This window comes from Scopulibacillus darangshiensis (assembly GCF_004341035.1).
Classification (GTDB): Bacteria; Bacillota; Bacilli; order Bacillales; family Sporolactobacillaceae; genus Scopulibacillus; species Scopulibacillus darangshiensis.
On sequence record NZ_SLXK01000001.1, the window covers coordinates 221747 to 235640 of the forward strand.

A 13894-nucleotide genomic window follows, 5' to 3' on the forward strand; every position below is an offset into this window, starting at 1 on the left:
TAGTGTCGCTGTTAATTTGCTGTTTAAATAAAAATAAACCTCATGTATAATTATTATTGTTTTTATATGAGGTGATAACATGCTTAAGGCAAATTCCAGATGGCAAGTCAAAGATATCGATAAATCAAAAGCGGACATACTCGCCCGTTCACTCGGCATTTCCCCGATTATTGCGGCCCTGCTTGTTGGGCGCGGCTTGACAGAGGTTGACCAGGCTGCTGATTTTTTACATACAAATGAAGGGACATGTCACGATCCCATGTTAATGGATGGGATGAAAGAAACGGCTGAGCGCATCCAACGTGCCATTAATGGAAATGAAAAAATATTGATTTTCGGCGATTATGATGCTGACGGCGTCAGTTCAACGTCTCTTATGGTCAGGGCATTAAGGGCTATGGCCGCCGACGTCTCTTACTATGTGCCAAACCGATTCACCGAAGGCTATGGCCCAAATAAGCCGGCCTTAGAGGCAGCCAAATCTAAAGGAATAGATTTGGTTATTACTGTCGATACAGGCATTTCCGCCTGTGAAGAGGCAGATTATGCCAAGGCATTGGGACTGGACTATATCATCACTGACCACCATGAACCGCCGCCGATTTTACCGGAAGCTTACAGTATCATTAATCCAAAAAAACCTGGGTGCCACTACCCTTTTAAATCATTAGCCGGCGTTGGGGTGGCTTTTAAACTTATCCAAGCATTAAAGGGTGGGGAATTGCCCCATGAGCTTTTAAGCTTGGCCGCGATCGGCACAATTTCCGATCTCGTGCCGTTGATAGATGAGAACCGTTTAATCGCCTCATGGGGGTTAAATGAAATTAACAAGGGGTCATATATTGGGATCGAAGCGCTCACAGCTGTTTGCGGCATAGATAACGGTCTTGTTGATGCTGATCACATTGGTTTTGGCATTGGTCCAAGGCTGAATGCCGCGGGAAGAATGGATCATGCCGGCCCCGCCGTTGACCTAATGCTCTCTGATGATCCAGTAGAAGCGGGAGAGCTTGCAGGAATGCTGGATAATTTGAATAGTGAAAGAAAAACCATCGTTGATCAAATGACTGCTGAAGCTTCCGACATGGCTGAAGCATTATCAAAAAGCGGCCAAAGTGTGTTTGTTATAGCCGGGCATGACTGGCATGCAGGGGTGATCGGTATAACAGCATCACGAATTGTGGAAAAGTATTATAGACCAACAATCATTTTGGCCATTGATTCAGAAACGGGCCTTGCGAAGGGGTCAGCCCGCAGCATCGAAGGATTTGATATTTTCGAGGCGCTGTCAAGCTGCCGGGATATCCTCCCTCATTTTGGCGGGCATCCTATGGCCGCGGGCATGACCTTAAAAGCTGATGATTTACCGCAGCTTCAGGAAAGACTCAATGAGTTTGCAAAACACGTCCTGACGGAGGACATACTGACACCAGTGACGGCAGTCGATGTTGATTGCTGCGTCGAAAATATTAATCTTGAGCTTATTGAAACATTAAACAAGCTGGCACCATTTGGGGTTGCGAATCCTAAACCCCAGTTTGTTGTACGGGATACAGCCTTTTCCCAAATGAAACAAATAGGCAGAGATAATAATCATATTAAAATTGTTTTTGAAAATAATGGTGCAAAACTGGACGGTGTTGGGTTTCGAATGGGTGATAAATATAATCACATCACTCCGGATGCCCTCATCTCAGCCGTAGGTGAATTATCAATAAATGAATGGAACGGTTTTAGAAAACCACAATTAATGATTCGCGACCTTAGCGTCAATGGGTGGCAACTGTTTGATTTGCGGAATGAACAAAAGTTAATTCAACGAATCCGACAGCTTCCTGAAAGCAAGAGGGTTATCATTGCTTTTCAATCTGATACAGTGGATCAATTAGGCTTGAAAGAATTGAAGGATGAGGTTAAAGATGCTAAAGACATCACACCATCATTAATTGAAAACAGTTATATCATTTTGCTAGATTTACCTGATCATAAAGCAAACTTGGAAATGTTATTGCAAAATGGCGCATTTCCAGAAAGGATTTATACTGTCTTTCATCACAATGATGAAAATTACTTCTCTTCGTTTCCTACTAGAGATCACTTTAAATGGCTTTATGGTTTAATCAATAAGCAGCAGCCCTTTCACCTTGAGCAGATGCTAAATAAAATTGCACGGCATAAAGGCTGGCATCCGGATATGATTAAATTTATGGCAGAGGTGTTTTTTGATTTAGATTTTGTTAAAATAGATGATGGTGTCGTGACGATAAATAAGGAGTCAGGGAAACAGCCATTGACGGCTTCTAAAGCATACCAGAAAAAGCAGGAAAAAATGGAATTAGAAGATATATTATGTTACTCCTCCTATCAATCGTTAAAAACATGGCTGGATCGAAAGCTGGTTGACGGAGAGCGCCCTGAGGAGGCTTGCACGTAAATGAATTATAAAGAATATATAAGCATTGTTGAAAACTTTCCAAAAGAAGGCATCGTTTTTAAAGATATTACACCATTGATGCAAAATGGTGAAGCGTATAAGGCAGCTATTGAGGACATTGCTGTCTATACAAGACAAAAGAATGCCGATGTGATTGTCGGACCTGAGGCTAGAGGCTTTGTAGTTGGCTGCCCGGTTGCTTATGCGCTTGATTTGGGTTTTGTTCCTGTTAGAAAACAAGGGAAGCTGCCTCGTGAGGTTGTTAAAGTCGATTATGGCAAAGAATATGGAAAAGATGTCCTGACTCTGCATAAGGATGCTATTAAACCTGGTCAAAAGGTTGTCATAACCGATGATTTATTGGCAACAGGCGGAACAATTGAAGCGACTATTGATCTGGTAGAACAGTTGGGCGGTGTTGTTGTCGGTCTCGTCTTTATGATTGAATTAACTAATCTTAAAGGCAGAGAGAAGTTGAAAAATTATGATATCTTCACATTGATGCAATACTAATGGATCCCGGAGTGCTCGTTAAACTGAGCGCTCTTTGTTTAATTGAAAAAGAATAGACAAATGGTGATTGGGACCAATTTTCGACATTTTTCTTACTTTGCTTTACATTAACTGCAATTTCTTTGATAATAGAAGAAATCATATCATAATGTTTATGAGTTTCCTTATAAGGTGATGGGTATATGACTATAGAAGATTTATTGGCCAAGGCGGGATCCTACCTTAGCCCTGAACAAGTGAATAATGTTGAACGGGCCTATAATTTTGCCAAAAAGGCGCATGATGGCCAATATCGTAAATCAGGAGATCCTTATATAATGCATCCGGTGGAGGTTGCTTGCATCCTTGCAGATTTGGAAATGGATCCGACGACGATTATCAGCGGACTGTTACATGATGTCGTTGAAGACACATCTGTGTCTCTTGATGATATTAGAGAAAAGTTCGGCGGTGAAGTGGCGTTGCTAGTTGATGGTGTAACAAAGCTTCGGCGCTTTGAATTTAAATCCAAAGAAGATCAGCAGGCGGAGAATCACCGGAAGATGTTTGTAGCCATGGCTCAGGACCTTCGCTGTGTCTTAATTAAGCTTGCCGACAGGCTGCACAATATGAGGACACTGAAATATATGTCTGCAGAGAAACAAGTGCAAAAAGCAAATGAAACATTGGAGATTTTTGCTCCTTTGGCCAATAGACTCGGGATTTCCGCTATTAAATGGGAGCTGGAGGATATTGCGCTGCGCTATTTAAATCCTCAACAGTATTATAAAATTGTTAATTTAATGAAACGAAAGCGCAATGAGCGTGAGGAATATATATCTGAAGTCACAGACGAGATAACTGAACGGGTAAAAGAAGTCAATATTGAGGCGGAAATATCAGGCAGGCCCAAACATATCTATAGTATATATCGGAAAATGGAATATCAACACAAACAATTTAATCAAATTTATGATCTGCTTGCAGTGAGAATAATAGTTAAGAGCATTAAAGATTGTTATGCTGTTTTAGGCATTATTCATACACATTGGAAACCAATGCCAGGCCGCTTCAAAGACTATATCGCTATGCCAAAGGCCAACATGTATCAATCACTTCATACGACGGTCATTGGCCCAAAAGGTGATCCACTGGAAGTTCAGATTCGTACAGAAGAGATGCATAAGGTGGCAGAATACGGTATTGCCGCGCACTGGGCTTACAAGGAAGGCAAAAGTAAGGGGTATAATAATAAATTTGAAGACAAGCTCGCATGGTTCCGTGAAATCCTTGAATGGCAAAATGATGCTGAAGATGCCAAAGAATTTATGGAGTCATTAAAGGTTGATTTATTTTCCGACATGGTGTTTGTTTTTACACCAAAAGGTGATGTCATTGAATTGCCGGCAGGCTCAGTGCCGATCGACTTTGCTTACCGTATTCATACAGAAATCGGTAATCAGACCGTCGGAGCTAAAGTAAACGGTAAAATGGTGACATTGGATTATAAATTAAAAACAGGTGATATCATTGAAATGCTGACATCCAAGCATTCATATGGTCCAAGCCAGGATTGGCTTAAAATCACCCAGAGCTCAGCGGCAAAAAACAAAATTCGTCAATGGTACAAGAAACAGCGCCGTGAGGAAAATGTTATTAAGGGCCGTGAGTCCATTGAGAAAGAACTTAAAGCACAAGGCTATGATCCAAAGGAAATATTAACTGAAGAAAACATCTCAAACGTTGCAAACAAATACAATTTTACGTCCGAGGAAGAAATCTATGCAGCGGTTGGATACAACGGCATTACCACAAAGCAGGTTGTCACGCGCTTAACGGAAAAGGCACGAAAAGAGCAGGAGGAAAGTGCCGAGGAAATTCTGAAATCCTTCCCCGATGTCAAAAGCTATACATCCAAAAGGAGGGCAGATTCAGGCGTAAGGGTAAAGGGTGTTGACAATCTTTTAATCCGTCTGTCAAAATGCTGTAATCCGGTGCCCGGTGATGACATTATTGGCTATATTACTAAGGGGCGGGGCGTTTCAATTCACCGCACGGATTGTCCAAATATAGCCCATGAAAATGCTGATCAGCGGCTTCTTGAGGTGGAATGGGAAAATGATACCGAAAAGTCTAAGCAATACAATGTAGACATAGAGATTACTGGTTTTGACCGGAGCGGTCTGCTAAACGATGTCCTTCAGTCTGTGGCTGAAACACATACAATGATTAATGCTGCCTCCGGAAGAGGAGACAAGAACAAAGTTGCTCATATTCAAATGACGATATCAATAAATAATATCAGCCACCTTAAGCGGGTCGTTGAACGAATCAAGAAGATCCCTGATATTTATGCTGTTAAACGCGTGATGCAATAAGGAAGTATAAAGGGGAGATAACATGAGAGTTGTCGTACAGCGAGCGAAGAATGCTTCGGTTTCCGTTGAGAAAACAATTGTTGGCCAAATTGAACACGGCTTGATGCTTCTTGTTGGCTTTAAACACGATGATAACGAACAAGATTTAAAATATGTCGCTGACAAAATCGCCGGTCTAAGAATTTTTGAGGATGCGGACGGCAAAATGAATGATTCTGTTATTGATGTTGAGGGTCACATTTTATCAGTATCCCAATTCACGTTATATGGTGATGTCAGCAAAGGCCGTCGTCCCAGCTTCACCGAAGCTGCGAGACCGGAACAGGCCAAAGCTCTTTACGAGGCTTTCAATCAGCTTCTTGCGGAGAAAGGGCTGACGGTTGAGACCGGGATCTTCGGCGCAATGATGGACGTGTCATTCACGAATGACGGACCAGTCACCATCATCGTTGAAAGCAAGGGGTAAAAAATATGTTTATTTTGTGAGGCATTAGGCGATCCTAGGGAAAAAGAAGGGATCGTTTTCTATGAGGTTAAGCCCAACACATCTGGCTAGAACTTATCATAAGCAGCACGCTGAAAAAGAAGCGGCACTCTTAATGGAATCAGGTGAAGAAGCCTTAGATCCAATGAGGCAAGAGCGGGAAAATGTTACAGCGATTAAAAGGAAATTTACCCGTTAATGAAAAAAGTATTGACAAATTTTTTTCTAATCCGTATGATAGGAAAATAATAATTATTTACGAGAAACCAGTGACGAAGAAAAGTAGTTAGCTACAGCGTGTGTTAAGAGAGGAAATATCTAAGGCTGAGAGTATTTTCCGCATAGCGCTAATGAAGGACACTTCAGGAGGTGTCTCTCCGAAATATTTTTGGATAGAGTAGGGGAGAACGTTGGCAGGCGTTAACTGCAGCTTAATTAAGGAAGCGTATGTGAGCTTCGAATTAGGGTGGCACCACGGATTTTAAGTAATCACGTCCCTTGTTCATCATGTGATGATGAGCAGGGGACTTTTTGTTTGTTTTAAAAAGGAGGGTAATTTATGAGCGTTCAAATCCCACGGGGGACACAGGATATTTTGCCAAAGGATGTTGCAGTATGGCATGTGATTGAAGATGCAGCCAAACGTATATGCAAGCTTTATAATTACGACGAAATTCGGACGCCGATGTTTGAATCAACCGATTTATTTCAAAGGGGAGTCGGTGATACGACAGACATCGTACAAAAGGAAATGTACACCTTCGAAGACAGAGGCGGAAGGAGCTTAACGTTACGTCCTGAAGGAACTGCTTCTGTTGTTCGGTCTTTTGTGGAAAATAAGCTCTATGGTTTGCCTGATCAGCCGGCCAAACTATATTATATTGGCCCAATGTTCCGTTATGAACGGCCACAAGCTGGTCGGACCCGTCAATTCACTCAATTTGGCGTCGAGGCCATCGGCAGCGCTGACCCCGCCATTGATGCGGAAGTGATCGCGCTTGCTATGACATTTTATCAGGACCTTGGGCTTAAGAACTTGAAGCTTGTTTTGAATAGCCTTGGGGATCCGGAAAGCAGAGAAGTCCACCGAAATGAATTGATTGCACATTTTGAGCCGTCTATAAATGAATTTTGCTCAGACTGCCAGAACCGTCTAGAAAAGAATCCGCTTCGGATCCTTGACTGCAAGGTTGACAGCGGCCATCCGCTAATGGAAACGGCACCTTCCATTGTCGATTTTCTTAACGAAGAGTCAAGGGATTACTTTGATAAGGTTAAGAATTTGCTTGATAATATGGACATCTCCTACGAGCTCGATCCGAATCTAGTCAGAGGGTTGGATTATTATAATCACACAACATTTGAAATCATGGGCGGGGGATTCGGTGCTATTACAACTTTAACCGGTGGCGGCCGTTACAATGGACTTGTTAAGGAGCTCGGCGGTCCGGAGTCAACTGGCATTGGTTTTGCGTTAAGTATTGAAAGGCTTTTGCTCGCACTTGAGGCTGAGAAGGTTAGCTTGCCTGTTAACAAAGGTGTTCATTGCTTTATAGCTGCGATTGGTGATAAAGCAAAAGAAAAGACGCCTGCCATTTTATATAATCTCAGAAAAGCAGGCATAACGGCCGACATGGATTATATGGATCGCAAGGTGAAAGGACAATTTAAGCAGGCGGACAGGTTAAATGCCACATTTGTCGCCGTTCTAGGCGAAGAAGAACTTGATAAGCAAATCATTAATGTTAAAAATATGACATCAGGAGAGCAGAAAGAAGTTAAACTTGAAGAGCTTTCCGCCTATATCGGACAACATATATAAGGGGTGAATCTCATGTATCGCACAGCACATTGTGGGGAATTAACAGAAGAACAAGTCGGTAAAACCGTTAAACTAGCCGGTTGGGTCCAAAAAAGAAGAGATCTAGGCGGATTGATCTTTATTGATCTCAGAGATCGTTCAGGCATCGTCCAGGTTGTATTCAACCCTGAGGGATCTAAGCAAGCGATGGATATCGCTGACAAGATTCGGAGCGAATTTGTTATCGAGCTGACAGGTGATGTTATTCTGAGGGACAAATCATCGGTTAACGACAAAATGGCAACAGGACGAATTGAAATCGCCGCAAAAGAGGTTGCCATTTTAAATAAAGCCAAAAACCCACCTTTTGCTATTAAAGATCAGCCGGATACAGCAGAGGATGTCCGGTTAAGGTATCGTTATTTGGATCTAAGGCGACCAGAAATGCTTGAAACATTTAAAATGCGTCATAAGATCACAAAAAAACTTCGTGATTTTCTTGATGATGAAGCATTCTTAGAAATCGAGACACCAATGCTTACGAAAAGCACGCCTGAAGGTGCGCGGGATTACTTGGTGCCTAGCCGCGTCCACCCGGGTGAATTCTACGCGCTTCCACAATCACCGCAGATCTTTAAGCAACTGTTAATGGTTGCCGGTATGGAGAAATATTATCAGATTGTCCGTTGTTTTAGGGACGAGGACTTGCGAGCCGACCGTCAGCCTGAATTTACTCAAGTGGATATTGAAATGTCCTTTTTTGAACAGGAGCCGTTCATCGCCATGATTGAAAAAATGATGACAGAGCTTGTTGCTGAGATAAAAGGAAAATCTGTTGAAAAGCCTTTCCAACGCATGACCTATGCAGAAGCGATGGGGCGTTATGGCAGTGACAAACCTGATACAAGGTTCGGTATGGAATTGATTGATCTATCCACAGCAGTAAAGGGCTGCGGGTTTAAAGTCTTCAAGCAGGCTATAGAAAACAGCGGTCAAGTCAAGGCTTTGAATGTGGAAGGCCAAGCAGCGAAATATTCAAGAAAAATGATTGATGATTTGGCTGCATTTATCTCCACATATGGTGCAAAGGGCTTGGCATGGTTAAAGGTTGAAGGTGAAGGTCTAAAAGGGCCGATTGCAAAATTTCTTGAAGAAGAAGTGTCTGCCGCCATCATCGAAAAAATGGGTGCTAAGGACGGTGATTTACTATTATTTTGTGCTGATTCACCCAAAGTTGTGGCCGACAGTCTCGGGGCGCTCCGCTTAAAATTAGGTAAAGAGCTTGGGCTAATTAACGAAGAGGCGCTAAATTTCCTGTGGGTAACGGAATTTCCACTGCTCTCCTATGATGAAGAGGCAGGGCGCTATGTAGCCGAACATCATCCTTTTACTATGCCTATGGCAGAAGACCTTAAGAAGCTTGAAATGGCACCGGGTGAGGTCCGGGCACAAGCCTATGATCTTGTTCTTAACGGTTATGAACTTGGCGGAGGGTCAGCGCGTATCTATCAAAGAGACGTTCAGGAAAAGATGTTTAAAGCACTAGGGTTTTCTAAAGAAGAGGCTGAAGAACAATTCGGATTTTTACTGGAGGCTTTCGAATATGGCACACCGCCGCATGGCGGAGTGGCACTGGGGCTTGACCGGCTTGTTATGATCCTTGCAGGCAGATCTAACCTTCGTGATACGATTGCATTCCCAAAAACAGCGAGCGCATCATGTTTGTTAACGAAGGCACCAAGCGCCGTCAGTGATCGCCAGTTAGAAGAACTTCAATTAAAGTCGACTGCAGGTCTAAAGGAAGTCAAGGCGGATATATAGAGCAAAATGACACGGGTTGTCCCGTGTATCCCTCTACTTATCTGAAAAACGTTAATAATTGGACAGCTTATGATCTTGCGGAATATAAAATCTTATGCTATGATACAGATACAGTAATTGAGAGTCCTAAAGTGTACGTAATGAACCAAATGTTTTGACCGAACATTTTTTGATCGGGAGCTTGTTGTTTCCATCCGGAGTGCATGCCTCTATGAAGGACGTACAAAAGATGGAACAGGGCACCCACCTGCTGGGAGCGGGTTTCAAAACTAGGGTTTTTATACGGCACAGTTGGGACTCTCATTCTATTTTAAGCGATGATAAATACAAATATAAATATAAATAAAAGACGGCGATTTGCCGTCTTTTTTATTTCGCAATTTTCTCTAAGTTACCATTCTTGTCCATCTTGAAGGCAGGGCTTGCTGACTCCTCTTGATCTTGAAAAATTACCATACGTCTTGCCCGGTCCATGATGCTAATCAGTGATTGATAATCTTCCTCAATGGTGTGATGCTTTTCCTCCAGCTTTTCTAACTGTTTTTCAAGTTCAGTAACTTTTGCTTCAAGATGTTTGTTTTGTTCCTGCAATAAGTTGTTTTCTTTAGCTAACCGCTGGCTTGATCTATCATTCATTTGTAAGTTTTCTAGAAAATGTATGACAGCATTCATGGTTAACGGGCGGCTGTCATTAACAGCTTCTTCGTACATAGGCATTACAGCGTCATTCATCTCATCGTGCTCGAGCGTGTCATGGCCCCCCCCAGCTGATTCAGGGTGAATGAAAGGCTTCGCGGAGGCAGTTTGCCAAGTCTGGCTGCGTTCTTGTTGTTCAGCCCGCTTCCTTTGCTTCCTTTGCTTTTTGGCGATCTCTATCGCTTGTTCATATTTTCTCCGGACAATCGCATTCCAGCGAAAACCACAGGCGGCTCCGGTTCGGTTTAATTTATCGCCGACTTCTTCAAAAGCGACGAGCTGTGTGCTGCCTTCCCGAATATGTCTTAGGACTGTTTCTGCTAATAATAGATCATCTTCATGAGACCAGGCATCTTGTCTTACTTTTGTCATGGTGACCTCTCCTTAAAATTTTCTTTGGTAGAAATCATTGACAAAAGGAACCTGAATTATACGTGCCCAACGTTATTTTTCTATGGAACGGGGAAAAAAGTTACTAGAATCATTTATTGTTCCTCTTTTTTTCTCCTAATAAAGTAATCTAGCCGCTTTTGGATAGCCTTTTCATAGCCTCTCTCGACTGGTCTATAAAATTGGCGGGACACAAGGTGATCAGGCAGATAACTCTGCGGGACATAACCGTCATCGAAATCGTGGGGATATTTATACCCTTTTCCATGTCCAAGACTCTTTGCGCCTTTATAATGCGCATCACGGAGATGAATCGGCACCTGCCCTGTTTTTTCCTTTTTAACAGCTGCCATGGCTTGATCGATTCCTGTCACAACCGCGTTGCTTTTGGGTGCGGTGGCAATGTACAATGCCGCTTCCGCAAGAGGAATTCTTGCTTCAGGGAACCCAATATAGTCTACGGCATAAGCCGCGGATTGGGCAATAAGCAATGCATTGGGATCGGCAAGACCGACATCCTCTGCAGCATGGACATAAATTCTTCTGGCTATGAATTTAGGATCCTCGCCCGCTGTTATCATTTTCGCCAGCCAAAATAATGTCGCATCAGGATCAGAGCCCCGCATGCTTTTAATGAAGGCGGAAACGGTATCATAATGGTTATCACCCGTTTTATCATATTGCAGCACTCTTTCCTGGATTGACTCTTCCGCAACAGTTACATCGATGTGAATGGCGCCGCTGTTGTCAGGATCCGTTGTTAAAACAGCAAGTTCAAGAGCGTGCAATGCCGTTCTGCCGTCGCCATTTGCGACATGGACAAGATGCTCTATCGCATCATCATCGATTTTAATCGGATGAGAGCCATAGCCCCTTTCTTTGTCTTTTAGTGCCTGAGTTAACATGGTGGCTACATCATCGTCTGTTAACGGCGAAAAGCGGAATAGCCGGGACCGGGAAAGCAGTGCCGGATTAATTTCAAACATTGGGCTTTCCGTTGTTGCACCGATTAAAATGATTGTGCCGTCTTCAACTGACGGCAGAAGCGCATCCTGTTGGCTTTTATTAAAACGATGAATTTCATCAATAAAAAGAACAGTCTTTTGTTCATCATATTTTAGCCGTTCCTTTGCGTCTGAAATCACATGTCTTATATCCCCGACACCTGAAGTGACCGCGTTAAGCTGCTGAAAGTGTGCTGATGTTGTATTAGCGATAATTTGAGCTAATGTCGTTTTTCCTGTTCCAGGCGGTCCAAAAAAGATCATTGGCGTTAATTTATCAGCCTTAATAGCTCGCCTAAGCAGGCGGCCTTCCCCAACAATATGATCTTGACCGATGAATTCTTCCAGTGTCCTTGGCCTCATTCTATTGGCCAGCGGCTTCCTGTGAGATTGTTTATCTTGATCAGGTGAAAAATCGAACAGATCCATCTCTATCGTCCTTTCTGTTAATCGGTAACACACCAATAATAAAATGACTTTGTAATGAATGATGGTTCTTGGAGAAAAATACTACAGAGTCATTGGAAATGCAAGAATGAGGGATTTCATGCTATAATAGGTTAGATTTGTGAACGTTTTAACTTAAAGTTGATAGCCATCAGATCAATTTTATCAAATAATTAACGATAAAACGGAACACATGTAGGCAAATTTTTGCCGGTATACTATAAATTAGTCAATACTAGTGGGAAGAGGTGTTGGATGTGAAAATTTCCACAAAAGGGCGATATGGACTGACCATCATGATGGCCTTAGGTAAAAACGACGGCAAAGGTCCGCTTTCATTAAAGTCTATAGCCAGTGACCATGAGCTATCAGAACACTATTTAGAGCAGCTTATCGCTCCGCTCCGAAATGCGGGGCTTGTGAAAAGCATAAGGGGTGCCTATGGCGGGTATGTCCTAGCCAAGGGGACAAGAGACATTACCGCTGCTGACATTATAAGGGTTCTGGAAGGGCCGATCCGTCCTGTAGAGGTGATGGATGATGATGATCCGGCCAAAAGAGAGCTCTGGTTAAAAATAAGAGATGCAGTAAAGGATGTATTGGAAAACACAACGCTTGATGATTTGATACACTTTGACCATGATCACCAAGTACAGGATCCGTATATGTTCTATATATAATGTTCAAAAGGAAGTGTCGGATTTGGAAGCAATTTATTTAGACCATGCTGCGACAACCCCTGTTCATCCTGAAGTTCTTGAAGAAATGGTCGATGTCTATCAAAAGATCTTCGGCAACCCTTCAAGCATTCATCAATTCGGACGTGAAGCGAGAAAAGTGATTGATGAAGCGAGAGATGCGCTTGGGAGGCAAATTGGAACGGAAGGGAAAAATATTGTCTTTACAAGCGGAGGGACCGAGGCTGATAATATGGCTATTATTGGCGCGGCCTTAGCCAATCAGGAAAAGGGTAAACATATCATTACATCGAAAATAGAACATCATGCTGTTCTGCATACATGCCAAAACCTTGAAGAACAAGGTTTTGAGGTGACATATCTGGATGTGAACAGTAACGGGAGACTTGATTTAAATGATATCCAGCAGGCGCTCCGTGACGATACAATTCTTGTCACACTGGTCTATGGCAATAACGAGGTGGGTACACTGCAGCCTATAAGAGAAATCGCTCATTTACTTAGGCCGCACCAGGCGCTGTTTCATACCGATGCGGTGCAAGCGTTTGGAACAATAGACATCGATGTAAGAGAAGCGCCCATTGATTTGCTCTCACTAACGGCTCATAAGATTAACGGGCCAAAGGGTGCCGGTCTCTTATATGTCCGTGAAGGGGTCCCTATTTCCCCTTATTCGTACGGCGGTGAGCAGGAGAGAAAGCGTCGGCCAGGGACTCAGAATGTTCCCGGAATTGTCGGTTTGCAAAAAGCTGCGGAAATATCGGCCGAAAGTATTCTTCCACGCATGGATACTTATTTTGCATATCGCAAGATTTTGTTAAATACACTTGAAAAAAACGATATCGAATATAAAATAAACGGTGACCCCGACCATTTTCTGCCACATATATTAAATCTCTATTTTCCTGGAACAAATGTGGAGGCGTTACTGGTTAACTTGGATTTGGCTGGGGTGGCAGTATCCAGCGGTTCGGCCTGTACAGCTGGGTCCATTGAACCCTCACATGTCTTAACGGCGATGTATGGAAAAGAATCAGAGCGGGCAAAGGCTTCGGTCAGGATCAGTTTTGGTTATGGTTTATCAACTGAAGCCATCCAAAAGGCTGCAGCTATTATTGCCAAAACGGTTAAACGGATGAAACAATAGATAAAGAAAACTCGCCGATTGGCGAAGCCAGAGGCGTAGTTGCACTTATGTGCGTCAGAAAGTTATACTTTCTGATTAACTAAAGAAAACTCGCCGATTGGC

General features: G+C 42.9%; 11 protein-coding genes, 1 other RNA gene and 1 other annotated feature. Of the genes, 10 read left to right on the forward strand and 2 right to left on the reverse strand.

The genetic code is table 11. The features are described 5' to 3' along the window. The first annotated feature begins 79 nt into the window (after positions 1 to 79). The 8 genes from recJ (at position 80) to ssrS (ending at position 9712) form a co-directional block, all read left to right on the forward strand. Positions 80 to 2434 carry a single-stranded-DNA-specific exonuclease RecJ gene (recJ, locus tag EV207_RS01160; RefSeq protein WP_132742768.1) on the forward strand — a complete coding sequence of 785 codons (2355 nt, stop codon included), beginning with the start codon at positions 80 to 82 and terminating at the stop codon, positions 2432 to 2434. Further along, positions 2435 to 2947, forward strand: a complete 513-nt coding sequence (locus tag EV207_RS01165; RefSeq protein ID WP_132742769.1) for an adenine phosphoribosyltransferase — start codon at positions 2435 to 2437, stop codon at positions 2945 to 2947. Positions 2948 to 3129: 182 nt separating this feature from the next. Then, on the forward strand, positions 3130 to 5304 hold the full coding sequence (locus tag EV207_RS01170) for a RelA/SpoT family protein (protein WP_132742771.1): 2175 nt from the start codon (positions 3130 to 3132) through the stop codon (positions 5302 to 5304). Positions 5305 to 5326: 22 nt separating this feature from the next. Then, complete coding sequence (gene dtd, locus EV207_RS01175) at positions 5327 to 5770, forward strand: D-aminoacyl-tRNA deacylase (RefSeq protein WP_132742773.1); 444 nt, start codon at positions 5327 to 5329, stop codon at positions 5768 to 5770. A gap of 61 nt (positions 5771 to 5831) precedes the next feature. Continuing rightward, positions 5832 to 5987, forward strand: a complete 156-nt coding sequence (locus tag EV207_RS22910) for a hypothetical protein (protein ID WP_165886798.1) — start codon at positions 5832 to 5834, stop codon at positions 5985 to 5987. A 61-nt stretch (positions 5988 to 6048) separates the two neighbouring features. Then, positions 6049 to 6290, forward strand: a binding site (T-box leader). Between the two features lie 57 nt (positions 6291 to 6347). Next, a complete protein-coding gene (gene hisS, locus EV207_RS01180; RefSeq protein WP_132742775.1) occupies positions 6348 to 7610 on the forward strand; it encodes a histidine--tRNA ligase in 1263 nt (420 codons plus the stop codon). Positions 7611 to 7622: 12 nt separating this feature from the next. Further along, positions 7623 to 9410 carry an aspartate--tRNA ligase gene (aspS, locus tag EV207_RS01185; RefSeq protein WP_132742777.1) on the forward strand — a complete coding sequence of 596 codons (1788 nt, stop codon included), beginning with the start codon at positions 7623 to 7625 and terminating at the stop codon, positions 9408 to 9410. A gap of 120 nt (positions 9411 to 9530) precedes the next feature. After that, a non-coding RNA gene (gene ssrS, locus EV207_RS01190) (6S RNA) lies at positions 9531 to 9712 on the forward strand. A gap of 67 nt (positions 9713 to 9779) precedes the next feature. Here ssrS and EV207_RS01195 read toward each other — a convergent pair. Both EV207_RS01195 and EV207_RS01200 read right to left on the reverse strand, forming a co-directional pair. Beyond that, positions 9780 to 10478 (reverse strand): RsfA family transcriptional regulator, encoded by a 699-nt coding sequence (locus EV207_RS01195; RefSeq protein ID WP_132742779.1) that lies wholly within the window; start codon positions 10476 to 10478, stop codon positions 9780 to 9782. A 113-nt stretch (positions 10479 to 10591) separates the two neighbouring features. Further along, positions 10592 to 11929 (reverse strand): AAA family ATPase, encoded by a 1338-nt coding sequence (locus tag EV207_RS01200; RefSeq protein ID WP_132742781.1) that lies wholly within the window; start codon positions 11927 to 11929, stop codon positions 10592 to 10594. A 275-nt stretch (positions 11930 to 12204) separates the two neighbouring features. Between EV207_RS01200 and cymR the strand changes: the two genes are divergently transcribed. After that, positions 12205 to 12627: a cysteine metabolism transcriptional regulator CymR gene (gene cymR / locus EV207_RS01205; protein WP_132742783.1), complete on the forward strand. Its 423-nt coding sequence runs from the start codon at positions 12205 to 12207 to the stop codon at positions 12625 to 12627. 22 nt (positions 12628 to 12649) lie between these two features. Next, a complete protein-coding gene (locus tag EV207_RS01210; protein ID WP_132742785.1) occupies positions 12650 to 13792 on the forward strand; it encodes a cysteine desulfurase family protein in 1143 nt (380 codons plus the stop codon). Positions 13793 to 13894: the final 102 nt, after the last annotated feature.